The sequence below is a fragment of the Achromobacter sp. K91 genome, from assembly GCF_003576205.1.
Lineage (GTDB): Bacteria > Pseudomonadota > Gammaproteobacteria > Burkholderiales > Burkholderiaceae_B > Achromobacter > Achromobacter aegrifaciens.
Map to the genome: position 1 here is coordinate 156,500 of NZ_QWFB01000048.1, position 14,453 is coordinate 170,952.

13 protein-coding genes are annotated in these 14,453 nt (G+C 63.3%); 6 read left to right on the forward strand and 7 right to left on the reverse strand.

All coding sequences use genetic code 11. The features are described 5' to 3' along the window. Positions 1–27: 27 nt before the first annotated feature. The 4 genes from DXK93_RS23720 to DXK93_RS23735 are packed head-to-tail and all read right to left on the reverse strand — an operon-like array spanning position 28 to position 4,799. Positions 28–921, reverse strand: coding sequence for an NAD(P)-dependent oxidoreductase (locus tag DXK93_RS23720; protein WP_119451306.1), 894 nt, complete (start codon positions 919–921; stop codon positions 28–30). Beyond that, on the reverse strand, positions 918–2,660 hold the full coding sequence (ilvD, locus tag DXK93_RS23725; RefSeq protein ID WP_119451307.1) for a dihydroxy-acid dehydratase: 1,743 nt from the start codon (positions 2,658–2,660) through the stop codon (positions 918–920). Before ilvD ends, DXK93_RS23720 begins: the two co-directional genes overlap by 4 nt. A 34-nt stretch (positions 2,661–2,694) precedes the next feature. Continuing rightward, complete coding sequence (locus DXK93_RS23730) at positions 2,695–3,474, reverse strand: SDR family NAD(P)-dependent oxidoreductase (RefSeq protein WP_119451308.1); 780 nt, start codon at positions 3,472–3,474, stop codon at positions 2,695–2,697. After that, positions 3,471–4,799, reverse strand: a complete 1,329-nt coding sequence (locus DXK93_RS23735) for an MFS transporter (protein ID WP_119451309.1) — start codon at positions 4,797–4,799, stop codon at positions 3,471–3,473. Before DXK93_RS23735 ends, DXK93_RS23730 begins: the two co-directional genes overlap by 4 nt. A gap of 286 nt (positions 4,800–5,085) precedes the next feature. Between DXK93_RS23735 and DXK93_RS23740 the strand changes: the two genes are divergently transcribed. Then, positions 5,086–6,057, forward strand: a complete 972-nt coding sequence (locus tag DXK93_RS23740) for a LysR family transcriptional regulator (protein ID WP_119451310.1) — start codon at positions 5,086–5,088, stop codon at positions 6,055–6,057. 12 nt (positions 6,058–6,069) lie between these two features. Here DXK93_RS23740 and DXK93_RS23745 read toward each other — a convergent pair whose 3' ends face one another. After that, positions 6,070–8,337 carry a DUF3604 domain-containing protein gene (locus DXK93_RS23745; RefSeq protein ID WP_119451311.1) on the reverse strand — a complete coding sequence of 756 codons (2,268 nt, stop codon included), beginning with the start codon at positions 8,335–8,337 and terminating at the stop codon, positions 6,070–6,072. A gap of 92 nt (positions 8,338–8,429) precedes the next feature. Here DXK93_RS23745 and DXK93_RS23750 point away from each other — a divergent pair, with 92 nt between their 5' ends. The 3 genes from DXK93_RS23750 to DXK93_RS23760 all read left to right on the forward strand — a co-directional run bounded on the left by DXK93_RS23750 (position 8,430) and on the right by DXK93_RS23760 (position 11,348). After that, complete coding sequence (locus tag DXK93_RS23750; RefSeq protein ID WP_119451312.1) at positions 8,430–9,356, forward strand: LysR family transcriptional regulator; 927 nt, start codon at positions 8,430–8,432, stop codon at positions 9,354–9,356. Between the two features lie 113 nt (positions 9,357–9,469). Beyond that, entirely contained in the window at positions 9,470–10,450 is a 981-nt protein-coding gene (locus DXK93_RS23755) for a tripartite tricarboxylate transporter substrate binding protein (protein WP_119451313.1), read from the forward strand. 97 nt (positions 10,451–10,547) lie between these two features. Continuing rightward, complete coding sequence (locus DXK93_RS23760) at positions 10,548–11,348, forward strand: hypothetical protein (protein ID WP_119451314.1); 801 nt, start codon at positions 10,548–10,550, stop codon at positions 11,346–11,348. A gap of 82 nt (positions 11,349–11,430) precedes the next feature. Here DXK93_RS23760 and DXK93_RS23765 read toward each other — a convergent pair whose 3' ends face one another. Beyond that, positions 11,431–11,760: a YciI family protein gene (locus DXK93_RS23765; RefSeq protein ID WP_119451315.1), complete on the reverse strand. Its 330-nt coding sequence runs from the start codon at positions 11,758–11,760 to the stop codon at positions 11,431–11,433. 789 nt (positions 11,761–12,549) lie between these two features. Between DXK93_RS23765 and DXK93_RS31880 the strand changes: the two genes are divergently transcribed. Continuing rightward, positions 12,550–13,260: a hypothetical protein gene (locus DXK93_RS31880; RefSeq protein WP_147400268.1), complete on the forward strand. Its 711-nt coding sequence runs from the start codon at positions 12,550–12,552 to the stop codon at positions 13,258–13,260. Beyond that, on the forward strand, positions 13,250–13,795 hold the full coding sequence (locus tag DXK93_RS23775; RefSeq protein ID WP_119451317.1) for a hypothetical protein: 546 nt from the start codon (positions 13,250–13,252) through the stop codon (positions 13,793–13,795). The genes DXK93_RS31880 and DXK93_RS23775 overlap by 11 nt, the downstream gene beginning before the upstream one ends. Positions 13,796–13,930: 135 nt before the next feature. Here DXK93_RS23775 and DXK93_RS23780 read toward each other — a convergent pair. Beyond that, a partial coding sequence (locus DXK93_RS23780) for an integrase core domain-containing protein (protein WP_147400269.1) occupies positions 13,931–14,453 on the reverse strand: 523 nt, incomplete at its 5' end.

A 14,453-nucleotide genomic window follows, 5' to 3' on the forward strand; every position in this document is an offset into this window, starting at 1 on the left:
GCCAGGCGCTCCCCATCGCGCCGTCCGTTATGCGCCGGCCTGACTCTCCGCCTCGCCGATCCGGAAGACTTGAGATAGATCCCAATCTCCCATGCCGCGCTGTGCGGCATCCTGCAGCAGGCGCCGCACTTCCGGCAGCACGCGTTGGACCGTGGCGCTCGCTTCGGCCAGTTCGGCGATCGCGTCCAGATCCTTGAGCAGCACACGCACCGTGCCGGTGGCATGCTCGGGCGGGGTCACCATGCGCGGCCACAAGGTTTGCAGCAACACGGAATCTGCCCAGCCGCCTTGCAGGGCCGACGGCAGGGCGGCGGTATCGATGCCGCTGCGCTTGGCCAGCACGAAGGCTTCGGCCAGGCCGGCCAGCGTGGTCGCGACGATGGCCTGATTGGCGAGCTTGGTGGTCTGGCCCGCGCCGACCTCGCCCATGCGCGTGACGCGCGCGGCGTAGGCGCGCATCACGGGCGTCACGGCTTCGATCGTGTCGGCCGGTCCGCCCGCCATGATGGCCAGCTTGCCGTTCGCCGCGCCTTCCGTGCCGCCCGAGACAGGAGCATCGATCCACACGCCGCCGGTCGCCGTCGCCCAGCGCCCAGCCAGGGCGCGAGTGAGTGCGGGCGACAAGGTGGAATGGTCGATGAGACAAGAGGGCGGGGTGGCGGCGTGCGCAAGCCCATGTTCGCCGAACACGACGTCCTCCACGGCTTTGCCGTCGCCCAGGCAAAGCAGGGCGATGTCCACGCTCTCGCCCAGCGCCTGCGGCGTTGCCTTTGCCACGGCCCCGGCAGCGGCAAGCGAGTCGAGCTTCGCGCTGGAGCGGTTCCAGACGGCGACCTCGTGACCAGCGGCCAACAGCCGCCGGGTCATGGGTTCACCCATGCGGCCGATGCCGCAAAAACCGATGCGCGGCGTCTTCGTCATTCCTGGCCCCCTTGGGCAGGAGCTTCCCCGAGCGACGGTTCGTAAGGCCAGTTCACGGCCCCGGAATGGGTCACGGCGCCCAGCTTGGCCGGACGCACCAGCGCTTCATACTTCTCAAGCACGCCGCCCAGCCTGCCGCGCGCGAACGGCTGGCTGGCCTTCGCCCGGCCCGCAAGTTCCTCGTCGGAGAGTTCGACGTCCAGGCTCCCCTTGATTGCATCGATGTGTATGCGGTCGCCGTCGCGCAGCAGGCGTATCGGGCCGCCCGCCGCCGCTTCGGGGCCGACATAGCCGATGCACATGCCGCGCGTGGCGCCCGAGAACCGGCCATCCGTCAGCAGCGCGACCTTTTCTCCCATGCCTTGCCCGTAGATCGCGGCGGTCACGCTCAGCATTTCGCGCATGCCTGGGCCGCCCTTGGGTCCTTCGTTGCGAATGACGAGGACGTCGCCTTCCCGATAGGTACCGGCGGCAACCACGGCCATGCAGTCTTCTTCCGTCTCGAATACCCGCGCCGTGCCCGAGAACACCAGCTGCTTGAGGCCGGCGGTCTTCAGCGCGGCGCCGTCCGGGGCTAGATTGCCGCGCAGGACCACCAGCCCCGCGTTGGGCGAGAGCGGTTCGTCATGCGGCTTGACCACGCGGCCGTCCGGGCCGGGGAAGGCGCGCAGCGCCGTTTCCAGCGTTTCGCCGCTTTGCGTGAGCGTGTCGCCGTGTATATGTCCGCCCGCGAGCAGGGCATTGAGCACCGCCGGCACGCCGCCGACATGATGCAGGTCCACGGCCAGATAGCGTCCGCCCGGCTGCATGTCGCCGATGAGCGGCGTGCGCGCCAGCACTTCCGAGACGTCGTCGAGCGTGAAGGTGATGCCTGCCTCATGGGCGATGGCCGGGATGTGCAGCATGGCGTTGGTCGACCCGCCGGTGGCGGCGACGGCCGCGCAGGCGTTCTCCAGGCTCTTGCGCGTCACCAGGTCGCGCGGCAGCGGCCCGCCATTGCGCAGCGCGCGCATGACGTTTTCGCCGGCGCGGCGGGCGATCGCGATGCGTTCGCTGTAGACGGCCGGCACCATCGCCGAGCCCAGCGGGGCCAGCCCCAGCACCTCAGCGACCATCGCCATGGTGTTGGCCGTGAATTGCCCCGGGCAGGAACCGGCGGTCGGCGTGCAGCGCTTTTCTATGCCGCGCAGCGTTTCGGCCGACATATCGCCGCGTTGCGCCGCGCCCACGGCCTCGATGGCCGTCAGGATCGTGGCTTGCGAGCCGTCCGGGGCTACGCCCGGCAACATCGCTCCGCCGAACAGGAACACGCCGGGGACGTTCACTCGCACCATGCCCATCAGGATGCCGGGCAGGGTCTTGTCGCAACCGGCCACGCCGACCAGCGCGTCGTAGCAGTGGGCGCGCACGAACAACTCGACGCTGTCGGCGATGGTCTCGCGCGAAACCAGCGAGAACCGCATGCCCGAGTGATTCATCGACGTTCCGTCGGAGACCGAGATCGCCGAGCCGCGTATCGGCACGCCGCCGCCCGCCGCGATCCCGAGACGGACGTTGTCCGAGATCTGGTTCAGCGACATGGAACAGGGCGTGTTCTCGCCGAAGGTGTCGACGATGGCGACGAACGGCTTGTCGATGGCCTCGTCGTCCAGGCCCGTGGCGCGCAGGAAGGCACGGTGCGGGGCGCGCGTCACGCCCTCGGTGACCGTGCGGGAGCGGTGTTTGTGCAGATCTTTCATGGATGGAGTTCCTAGTATCAGTATCGGAGGAGGCTCAGGTGTTGAGCATCAAGCCGTTTTCCAGGGCCAGCACCTGGCCGGTCATCGCCGGCGCGCGGGCGGCAATGAACCAGGCCAGGTCCGCGACCTCCGACGGCTGCGACACCCGCTTGAGCGGCGCGTTTTCGCGCATGCCGTCGATCACGCGGGCGTAGGCCTCGTCGCCCAGCACGCGCCGCAGCAGGCCGTCGTCGACCATGCCCGGGGCGATGGCATTCACGCGGACCTGCGGGGCGAGATTGCGCGCAAGTGATAGCGTCAGCGAATTGACCGCGCCCTTCGAGGCCGCATAGGCGATGGACGATCCCGTGCCATTCAAGGAGGCCAGCGAAGAAATATTGATCACGCAGCCCGACGCCGCGCCCGCCGGACGCTCGCGCAACAGGGGAGCCGCGGCGCGCGTCATCTGGAACATGCCGATGAGGTTCACGCGATAGACGCGTTCGAATTCGCTGGCGTCGATCGCGTCGAGGTCGCCATGCGGAATCACGCGGGTCGTGCCCGCGCTGTTCACGACCGCGTCCAGCCGTCCCCACTTCGCCGCGACGGCATCGACCATGCCGCGGCAGGCAGCGTCGTCGCCCACATCGGCATCCACGACAAGCGTCTGGGCGCCGGCCTCGCCGCACTGCGCGGCCACCGCCTCGGCCGCCGCGCGGGTGCCGTGGTCGAAATTATTGATGGCCACGGCCCAGCCTTCACGCGCGAAACGCAGGGCCGTGGCGGCCCCGATGCCGCTGGCCGCGCCGGTCACCAGGCAGACGGGCACGCTCATGCCTGACCCCGCTTCGTGCGCAGCGACATGGCGATGAAGGCCCCGCCGACCAGCGCGCAGGCCAGCAGGATCATGCCGGGCAGCAGCTGCCCGGTGGTGTCCTTGAGAAAGCCGATGACATAAGGGCTGACGAAGCCGGCCAGGTTGCCGACCGAATTGATCAGCGCGATGGCCGCTGCGGCGCCCGCGCCGCTCATCATCGCCGTGGGGATGCCCCAGAAGACCGGCGCGATCGAATTGATGCCGATGGCGGCGACGATGAGGGCGGCCATCGACCACCACAGGTGTTCGGCAAGCAGCACCGATACCAGCATGCCGACGGCGCCCAGCACACAGCACACGGCAACGTGGATGCGGCGCTCGTTGGTGCGGTCCGCATGGCGCGCGATGAGTATCATCGCCACCGCGCTGACCAGCGACGGCACCGCCGAGAGCAGCCCGATATTGCCCAGGTTGGCCACGCCCGCGGCCCGTATCATCGTCGGCAGCCAGAACACCAGGCCGTAGTTGCCCATGGCGATGCAGAAATAGAGCAGGCCGAGCAGCCACACTTTACCGTCGCCGAACACCTGCCGCACGCTATGGCGGGCGCGGGTGCTGTCGTCGGCCGCCAGATCCTGCGCCAGCAGGCGCTTCTCGTCCGCGTTCAGCCACTTCACCGTCTCGATCCGGTCCTGCAGCATGAAGAAGGCGGCAATCCCGACCAGCAGCGACCCCAGGCCTTCGACCAGGAACAGCCACTGCCAACCGGCCAGGCCATGCATGCCGCCGAACCGCTCCATGATCCAGCCGGACAGCGGACCGCCGATGGCGCCCGACACAGGGATGGCCACCATGAACAGGGCGATGATCTGCGAGCGGCGGCTCGACGGGAACCAGGTCGACAGGTACAGCACGATGCCCGGGAAGAAGCCGGCTTCGGCCACCCCCAGCAGGAAGCGCAGCAGATAGAACGACAGCGGTCCCTGCGCGTACATCGTCAGACAGGAAATGATCGACCACGTGACCATGATGCGCGCGATCCAGATGCGCGCGCCCACGCGATGCAGGATCAGATTGCTGGGTACTTCAAAAATGAAGTAGCCCAGAAAGAAAATGCCGGCCCCCAAGCCGTAGACCGTTTCCGACATCGACAGGTCGGCCAGCATTTGCAGCTTGGCGAAGCTCACGTTCACGCGGTCGATGTAGGCGACGATGAACGACAGGAACAGGAACGGCATGATGCGCCAGGCCCGCTTGCGGTACAGCGCGTCTAGCTGCGCAGGATTCTGCGCGGCCTGCGCGCCGGCATAGGCCGGCGCGCCGCCGGAAAGGGACGAGCTCATGGGTGTTGTCTCCGTGGGTGTGTGCCATGGGGCACATCGAGTTATTCGGCAGCCTGCGAGTTCGGTTATGCGATGCGGCATCGGCGTGGGATCAATCATTGTTCCCAGTTGATCGTCGATGCTTCACGAAAGGCCTGCGCTACAGTGCTGTCCGTTCGAAGGGTACGGGCTGCTCGCATTCGGCGGCAAATCACACTTTGTGCATTTGGCATTACCGTTTGGTTATGATTGGCGGCTTGCGCCATTACCCGATGGCGATCGATATCCCCGTCTTTCCATTCACGACATGTCCGCCAGCACGCCGTCCGACAATTCGATAGAACGCTTCTTCCGCAGCGGCCTGAAGCTTGGGCATCTGCGCATCCTGGTGGCGCTGGGCGAGCTGCGTCAGGTGACGCGGGTGGCCGCGGCCTTCCACGTCACGCAGCCCGCCATCTCCAAGCAGATTGCGGAGATCGAGGAGGCGCTGGCCACGCCGGTCGTGCGCCGCGTGGGCAACGCCATTGAATTGACGCGCATAGGACGCGTGCTGGTCGAACGCGGGCGCGAGATCCTGCGCCAGATCGAACTGGCGCGGCGCGACGTCAAGGCGCTGGCCTCCGGCACGGCGGGCCACGTCAGATTCGGCGCCGTGGTGACGATCCCCCAACCCCTGATCGCGCATGCCGTCGAACTGTTCACGCGGCGCGCGCCGAATGCCTCGTTCTCGTTCGTGGAAGCCACGCTCGATCGCCTGCTCAAGATGATGGACGAAGGCAATCTCGACCTGGCCCTGGGCCGCAACCGCGTGACCGGCTATCTTCCGGTGATGCGCCACGAGTCCTTGCATCACGAGCCGTTCGTGTTCGTGGTGGGTACGCGCCACCCATTGGGCGGCCCCGACACTCCCGTGGCCTGGGCCGACCTGCAGGACGTGCGCTGGATTACGCCGATGCAGGGTTCGCCCGCTTTTGCGACCATGGTCGAGATCCTGGCCGAACATGGCGTGACCCTGTTGCGCCCGACCATCGAGTCCAGTTCCTTGGCGCTGAACCTGTCCTTGCTGCGCGACGGCGGATACGTCTCGATCCTGCCGCTGTCGCTCGCGCGCCGCTACGTGCAGCGCGGAACCATGCGGATGCTGCCGCTGCCGCCGCTGGGCCCCTTGGGCGAGGCCATTCTGTATTGGCGCGAAGACACGACGACATCCACCACGCAGCTGTTCGCCGAGTGCTTGGGGGAGTCCTCGGCGGAATTGATCGATGCCGCTGGCGCCTAGCGGCCGGCCACCTTATTTCGGCCCGGACCCGGTCCGTTCCACATAGATCGGGCTGGAGTAGATGAAGAAGCCGTCCTCGGTCGTGATGCGCAGGTACACCGCATTGTCGGAGTCTGTGTGCAGCGGCACGCGCACCTGGGCCTGCATCCGTTGCACCGGATTCTCGTCGGGCAGGCGATAGACCTGAAGCCGGCGCCGGATGCCGCCGTTTTCCACGACTACCGGCTCCAGTCCGATCTGGTCGACGGGGATCTCGGTACGCACGACCGGCGTGTCGATTTTCAGCACGCCGGCGCGCGGATCGCCCAGCCGCACGTCGATGCCGCTATAGCCCCCGGTGGTCAGCGAGCGCCAGCTCAGCATGTCGGGGCGAGGTTGCGCCAGGGTCTTGTCCAGGTTCCAGAAATTGATGGGCAGCGGATCGACGAAGGTATTGCCTTCGAGGGTCGCGCTACCGTCCCAGACCGTCTGGCGGCCGCGCCCGCGGTACTCGGACCCTTCCCAGACGATGCGGATCCGGCTGCCCAGCGCGGCCTCGTCGTAGGGGTACAGCGTCTGCACCACGTCCATGCGGTTGCGGACTTCCACGCGCTCGATGGCGCCATGGGTCAGGACCTCGAAGGACAGCTCCAGCGAGTCGCCGTCGTACGACAGGATGGCGCCCATATCGGCCTGCGTGACGGGCTCGCGCGTGACCGGGGCGCCCAACTTGGGATCATCGGAATAGCGCTGCGCCGGACTATCGAAATGCGCTTGCACGTCCAGGTAGGCGCGGCATCCGGTGGTGGCGTAGTGGCGGCGCTGGCGCAGACACTCGGCGATCGACTGGCGGGTCAGCTGGTCGGCAATCAGACAGCTCAGGCCGCCATACGCGCCAAACAACGATGCGCCAGGATGGCTGGCGCCATGCCGGCCCTTGTGTCCGTCGCTATTGGCCAGGATGCCCACGCGGTAGCCCAGCCGGAAAGCATCCTCCAGCAGCCATTCGAAGGTGCCCCAGTCGGAGTGGATCTCGATGGAGCGCTCCAGCCGCGCGTCATGCGACCGCGTAATGTCGGCGTAGCGTCCGCCTATGTGCGCGAACACCACCACGTCCTCGTCCTTCAACGCGTCGAACAGCGCATCGGCATCGTTGGCGTCCAGCGCCAGGTCCGACAGGTCGTCGATCAGGGCGTGCGAGGAACGATGGATGGGGCGGCCTTTCTTCAGGTACAGCACGTTGCGGTCGCCGCCCAGGCCGGTGTTGCCCGACCATTCATAGCCGGGAAAGATGATGAACGACCCATCCTGGTTGTATTGCGCGGTCAGCTTATTCAACTGTTCCCAGAACGGCGTGGTGATCTGGAAGTCATTGCCCTGGTGGCTCATGACGTCCAGAAAGGCGCGGTCGCGCGCGAACAGGATCAGGTCCTCGGCGGAATTGGTGCCTATGGTTTCCTCGGACTGCCCGTGCAGGTCGGCCCAATAGTGCCCGCGCGTTCCGCCGCCGGCCGGGACGATGCGGCAGGGCGTGCTTTGCGCCACGGGCAGGCCGTCGCGCAGCACCTCGATGCGCAGCTCGCCAGACGCTTCGGCCACCAATCCCTCAAGCCGCGCCGCAAACTCGCCCTCGCGCATAGTGAACGTGGCGGGCAGCCCGCGCAGCGGCAGGCTGCTGCGCAGAGTGAACTCGCCCGCTACCTGATCGCTGGGGTTGCCCCATTTGTCTTCGCCCTTGAAACCCAGGCTGAAGGGCTCGCCCGCCACCGCCTGGCTGGGCAGGATGGCCTTGTAGGCGACCGGCGGCCCGGCCACCACGGCGATGGTGGGCGAGTGCTGGAGTTCGGTGTAGTTGTAGGTGGCGAAGGCGTCCACCAGCACCTTGAATTCGAACGTAGGCTCGCTGAACGTCTGCACCCGCATGCCGGGCGAGCCCTGCCGCGTATCGCCGAAGCGCACCACGATGCGATCGCCTTCCTCCAGGTAGCCGCGCACCACCCGGATGAATAGCGTCTTGTCCCAGGGCCGGATGTTGCGCTTGCCGTCGTACTCGACCTGCAACACCGCGCCATTGGAAGCCTCGACCGTGGTGTAGTTCCAGCCGTCCGGCTGATCGAACTGCGGCTTGCCCATGTCGCTGGCGAAGCGGTGCACGATCTTGATCGACCCGGTGTCGTCGATCCCGAAATAGCCCGCGGTGTACGTCAGCGTGAACGACGCGAAGCTGCCCGCTTCGAAGCGGCCGGTAGGTTCGACGATGGCCGATCCCATGCGGTCGGCGGCGTAGGAAGAGTGGGGCATTGCGGTTCCAGGCGGGTTAGGGAAATCCCATCTTAGGGACCGCACATCCATATAGCTATAGTATGCAAACTATTCCATCATGACGTCGCTACATGACCGAGCCGATCGAATCCGTCTCCCTGCGCCAACTGCGCGCGCTGGTCGCTATCGGTGAAACGGCGAGCTTCACGGCCGCCGGCGAACGCCTGGGCCTGTCGCAACCTTCGGTCAGCCACTTGATCCGCCGCTTGGAGGCCGAAGTCGGCCAGCCGCTGGTGGTGCGCGGCCGCGAGGTCTCCTTGACCCGCGACGGCCAGGCCATGGTCGACGCGGCGCGGCGCGCCATCCTGGCCATCGACAGTTCCATCCAGGAATGCCGCGAACACTCCGACCTGAAGCGCGGCAAAGTCATGGTCGCCGTGGGCCACGTCAGCGCGGCCACCTTGTTGCCGCACATCCTGATGGAGTTCCGCCAGCGCCACCCCCAACTGGATCTGATCGTGGTCGATTGCATGGTGCAGCAGATCCGCACGCGCCTGCTCTCGCACGAGGCCGATGTCGGCCTGGGTGCGGTCATGCAGGACGACGACTCCCGCATCATGGTGGAACAGCTTTCGGACAGCGGCGTCGCGCTCTTCGCGCGCATGGATCACCCCCTGGCCAGGCTGGACGAGGTCGACGCCAAAGTGCTGGCCGAATTGCCCTGCATCCAGCTGAACCCCGAAGCGCCCGCCTGGCTCAACATCAGCCGCCGCTTGATCGCCGCGAACATCTATCCGCGCGTCGAACAGCGCGTCGTCCTCCTGTCCACGGCCATTGGCCTGATACAGGCCGGCATGGGCGTAGCCATGCTGCCGCAGATCGCGCGCGGGCAGATGCCCGCCGGCATCAAGGGCATTGCCTTGCGTAACCCGGCGCTGGAATGGCCGATCTCCATCGCGCGCCTGGCCAACTACCCCTTGTCTCCCGCGGCCCAGGCCTTCGTCGCCGTGGTCCGCTCGGTCTCCCAACGCCTGCGCCGCGACGCGGCCATGCCGTGATGGCATGACGCTATAGCACCCCGCCTATTTTTTGGGGTTGCCTGCTCCGATACGCTGCTTGGCATCATGCAAGCCCGCATGGTTTCCATAGCTCGCGCCAGCGCGGAGGCATCATGAAAACACTACAAGGGGTTCTACTGGGGGCTGTACTGGCCTGTGCGTCGCTAGTCGCGACGCCAGCCGAGGCGGCGCCGTTTCCGGATCGTCCCATCACGCTGGTCGTGCCGCTGGCGGCGGGTAGCACGGCGGATATCCTGGCGCGCTCGATCCAGCCTGGCCTTAGCCAGCAATTGGGGCAAACAGTCGTCGTCGAAAACAAGCCCGGCGGCGGCGGCCAGATCGCCATGAGCTACGTGGCCAAGGCCTCGCCCGACGGTTACACGCTGGTGCTGGGCTCCAACAATACCTGGGCCATCAACCTGGGACTGTTCTCGAAGCTGTCCTACGATCCGAACAAGGACTTCGTGCCGGTCGCCTATCTGGCCGGCGGCTCCAATGTGCTGATCGTGCCGTCCGACAGCCCGTACCGCTCCGTGCCCGAACTGGTCTCGGCCTTGAAAGCCCAACCCGGCAAGCTGATGTACTCGTCCGGCGGCAACGGCACCACGCACCACCTCTCGGCCGAACTGCTGCTGTCGATCACCGGCACCCAGGCCGCGCACATCCCCTACCGTGGCGCCCCGCAAGGCGTGGCCGCCGTCATGGCGCATGAGGTCGCCTTCGCGTTCTACAACACGCCCAGCGTGTCCGGCCTGGTCAAGGAAGGCAAGCTGCGCGCCCTGGCGGTCACGGGCGAGGCCCGATCCCCCTTGCTGCCAGACGTGCCGACCATGATGGAAGAGGGCGTGCAGGGCTACGTGATCACCGTCGATCTCGGCCTGATGGCCCCCGCAGGCACGCCGCCGGACGTCGTGGCAAAACTCAACGCCGCGGCGCGCAAAGTCATGGACAGCGCCGAACAGCGCCAGCGGTTGCAGGGCTTGGGGTATGAGATCTTCCACGACGGGCCACCCAGCGGCTTGGCGGCATTTATCCAGGCGGATATCGCCAAATGGGTGCCGCTGGTGCAGCGGTCGGGGGCGAAAGTGGATTAAGTGTTTGCGTTGCGTGATTCCTCTGCCTGGGGAAATGCGCGGGGCGCCAGCTTACAATTCGCCGGCCCCAGCAACCTCAGCAGAGTGAGTCCCGCCCATGTCCGAACACCACCAGTTTCTGTGCCCCCGCGACATGCATTTGCCGCCGCCTGATTGGCGCGCGCTGGAAATCAAACTGCTGGAAGGTGGATATGTGATGGAACCGCGCGGCGATGGCATTCCGTATCGCGCGCTGTTGAACCTTAGCTTCGACCTGGCAAGCCTGAATGAAGGTTCGTACCAATATCAGGAAGGCCTGCGCACCACGGGAGACGTGATCGCCCTGTACGTGGGAGCGGGGTATCTGCCGGCGGAGATACCGATACGCCATAACGACACGATGGAAGAGGCCATAGCGTTGCTGGCGGAGCACGGCATTAGGCCGGGGGACCGGTATGCCGATAACGAGAGCAGCGACTGGAACAGCCCGCAGTATTGCCTGGGGCCGGCGGCTCGTGCCTATCTGACTGACGATACGCGGGCTTCCTATGATGCAGACCCCAAGAATTTTCCGTTGATGCTGCTGGCCTATGATGGGCCTGAGCCGCATGTGGCGGTGGGGGAGAATCTCTCCGAGCCTAGCTTGCCGGGGTCAGATGAATTGCTGGAATCCATGCCGCCGTTTGACTCGCATGTTGATTTTATTGGGGCGGCTTATGAGGATCCGGCGGCGCAGTGGCATTGTGCGGAGAATGGGCGCGATTACCGGATACTCGAACTGGATTGGCAGTACAGCTTGGCGATGGGGTTTCGGATGGTTCGGACGGAGTGGCTGGATGACGGCAGCGCACGGGGACTGGCTAGGTTGATCGGGGATCTGACCGGGCAGGCTATGGTTTGCAGCCATCGGCATTTGTGAACGTGGGGTAGGGGATAGGCGCTGGGCTGTTATTCCCTTGTTCTTGCGAGACGTGAACCTGCGGTACAGATGAGAGGTGTCGCTACGGCTGTTCCAGCGGCCACACTTCAACGACCCCGTGCGCGACGGCGCAGGGTGTTTGCGACACCATCGCTATAGCTTCGGCCATGTCGGCGGCTTCGATGATGGCAAAGCCGGCCACTGGCAAGGGCGACTTCATGAATGGGCCGTTTGTTGTTTCGACCCGAGTGGCTTCCGGGTTGCGCACTTGTACTGGCTTGCCTGCAATGCCCATCAATACGCCGTCTTTCTGCAATTTTGCATCGTGTGCATGCGCTGCGTTTCGGATGGTCGCGGGCGTACGATCATAGCCCTCTTGATCGCCATATCCGATGGTCACGAATTTGGGCATGGTTTGTCCCCTTTGCGTGTTGGAGAAATGGTGTCTGGTTGCAATCTGCCGAGAGAATTGTAGTCTGACACCATTTTTCGCGCAGGGTCGCCAACGGTCCATCACTAGCGGCAGTTCGTGGCCAGAGGCTCCACAGATTGAGTCTTATGGGAATAAGCCCCGAGAGCTTATCCGCGTCAATGACGACGCTATTGCTGGGTACGCGGTCCCGGCACTGGTGGGCGTTGAATACGGCGAACATGGCTGGTCAATCTAATTCGATTCTGTGGTGGAGATCGACGCCGCGTGCCTTTTAGTGAGACGTCAAATGCTGGAAAGAGTAGAGCTTGGCAGCGGCTATATCATAAGAAAGCCATGTTTACATTTTTCTAAAAACACTGTATAAATATACAGTTATAATTGGTCGCAGCGTCCGCTAATTGGTCAAGTATTGTAGGATGGCATTACATCTATCCGTCTTGTGGGCGCGCCATGGCAAGAAAAAAAGTATCAGTAGTTTTTCATCGTGTTGAGCAGGCGGGGTTTTATCCGTGGGGAAGACGTAACCGAGTTCTGGGTGACTTGCAGGGGACATTTGAGGCACTACATCGATGGGGGAGAGGGAAGCGATTCTCCCTAACACGATTGGTCGATAGACGAGGCGAAGAAGAGTTGCCAGTCTATTTGCTCGGAATTGAACCTCTTGGAGCAGAGTGGCTTTTTGCAACGTGGAATAGGGTTCCGGATTCGGAAGGAAAGATTCCTTCCATTAGCATGAACTCGGTGGTAGGCGATCAGCCCGAGGTCCACTTGAATAATATTGATGAGAACACCATTCCTGGGTTTGCAACCTATTTTTGGGTGGTGCCTGAATTGGAAGTTATTGCAACGATTCGCATTGAGACACGTGCAAGTGGCAAAGACGCGATGCGGGGATATGTAGAACGTTTCTTGGAAACAGAAAGTGCATATGTCGTATCTGATGATCAAGGTACAGTAATCGGATATCGCGCAATGGATGGACGTGGGGATGTTATTAAGGCAAAGCCCATGTTCAGGCTAAGCCCCTTCGTAAAACAAGGGCCATTAAGTTTCATTAGACGGCATCGTGAGCAGATTGCTCGTGTTATTAGGACTGGCCATCTGGAGGCAGTAAATGCACAAGATCGCCAAGTCGCCCAAGGTCTGTTCGCTTTTTTTCGGGGGGCTCGACCCGATCACCAACTCGTTAACAATCGTCGAGTGAAGTTAGAGCTGGACTTCACTCCTTCTGCCGACGAACTCGAAGCGATGATTGAGGCTGAGTTGGGGGCAGATGCGGTTTCCGCATGGGACGACCTAGGATTTCTGATGGCAGGAGATATGAACACGACGCATTGGGTGGGGCGAGCCATCGCCAGCGACTCCCCAACATTTGACCTGCCGGATGCAGAGGGGGGGGTGTACGATTTGCGGGAAATCGGGAGGGAACTGGCGGCCCGGAGGCGAGAGCTTTTCAGAGCACTGGATCATGACCAATGATAGGCAGCGAATTCTGTGGCGCAACGGCATTGTCATCGCGGCGTTTTGCATAGCCGTAGGATTGGTGATCGTTGCCTTTCTGTTTGGCCGCATGATACCTTTCGCTCAACAATGGCCGCTTTATGAAGCATTGAGAAATACAGCGGCGATCATCTTTGCCGTGGTGGGCGCTTGGCTTGCAATCATCTATCCGGAGAGATTGAAACTCTCGTTTGGCAAGCCCACCGAGAGCAAAGGTTCGAGTGCGAATATGGGCCTTCTACTTACCCCCGCGGTAAGTTCAACTTTCATTTTGATGATGGTGCTTATGGTCGGTGTTCTTGCCCCGATTTTGAAGCAAGTGCCATATTTGACAGAAAATGTTGGCGCCGTGCGAGGTGCATCGTTCGCGTTTTTGATGATTCTCACTATTTGGCAAGTTGTAATCGTTTTTATCGCTATTATGCCTGTCGAGTTTCTGTTGAATCAAGTTTCAAAGGAAATCGCCCAAGAAGAAATCTCGAAAAGCTACGGTAGTCAACACCAGAAGCTGTAGGCTGCTGCGTGAGCGTCTTGGTGGAGGCGTGCAGCCAACGGCCAACGGCGGCGACTGAGCGCCGCAGCATGAGGGATAGCCGTTAGGAAAAGGAGATCGCGTCGCCTATCAAGAGATTATGACCTGCCCCCAGACTTAGTACGGCACCGACGTAGAGTCCAGGGTAAAAAGCCGTTGTTGGCGATGCGCCTGAGCAAACTGCTCCGGCGTTAAGTATCCCAGCGCGCTATGCGGGGGTTCGGTGTTGTACTCGACGCGCCAGTCTTCGATCAAGGATTTGGCTTGGCGCAGCGACATGAACCAATGCTCATTCAGGCATTCATCGCGGAATTCTCCGTTGAAGCTCTCGACGTATGCATTCTCCACGGGCTTGCCTGGTCTGATGAACGACAGCTCCACGCCGACCTGATAGGCCCAAGCGTCCAAGGCCCTGCCGGCAAACTCCGGGCCGTTGTCCACGGTGATGGATTTGGGCAGCCCACGCAGTTCCGCAAGCCGTTGCAGCACCTGTGCCACCCGCAATCCCGGCAGTGATGTATCGACCTCGATGGCAAGACACTCGCGCGTGTAGTCATCGACGATGTTCAAGCACCGGAACCTGCGGCCATAGGCCAGACCGTCGGACACGAAGTCCATCGACCAGCTCTGATTCGGCGCC

Coding starts and splice junctions, on each gene's coding strand:
- DXK93_RS23720 (WP_119451306.1), bottom strand. CDS start 921: ATGACGAAGACGCCGCGCATCGGTTTTTGCGGCATCGGCCGCATGGGT.
- ilvD (WP_119451307.1), bottom strand. CDS start 2,660: ATGAAAGATCTGCACAAACACCGCTCCCGCACGGTCACCGAGGGCGTG.
- DXK93_RS23730 (WP_119451308.1), bottom strand. CDS start 3,474: ATGAGCGTGCCCGTCTGCCTGGTGACCGGCGCGGCCAGCGGCATCGGG.
- DXK93_RS23735 (WP_119451309.1), bottom strand. CDS start 4,799: ATGAGCTCGTCCCTTTCCGGCGGCGCGCCGGCCTATGCCGGCGCGCAG.
- DXK93_RS23740 (WP_119451310.1), top strand. CDS start 5,086: ATGTCCGCCAGCACGCCGTCCGACAATTCGATAGAACGCTTCTTCCGC.
- DXK93_RS23745 (WP_119451311.1), bottom strand. CDS start 8,337: ATGCCCCACTCTTCCTACGCCGCCGACCGCATGGGATCGGCCATCGTC.
- DXK93_RS23750 (WP_119451312.1), top strand. CDS start 8,430: ATGACCGAGCCGATCGAATCCGTCTCCCTGCGCCAACTGCGCGCGCTG.
- DXK93_RS23755 (WP_119451313.1), top strand. CDS start 9,470: ATGAAAACACTACAAGGGGTTCTACTGGGGGCTGTACTGGCCTGTGCG.
- DXK93_RS23760 (WP_119451314.1), top strand. CDS start 10,548: ATGTCCGAACACCACCAGTTTCTGTGCCCCCGCGACATGCATTTGCCG.
- DXK93_RS23765 (WP_119451315.1), bottom strand. CDS start 11,760: ATGCCCAAATTCGTGACCATCGGATATGGCGATCAAGAGGGCTATGAT.
- DXK93_RS23775 (WP_119451317.1), top strand. CDS start 13,250: ATGACCAATGATAGGCAGCGAATTCTGTGGCGCAACGGCATTGTCATC.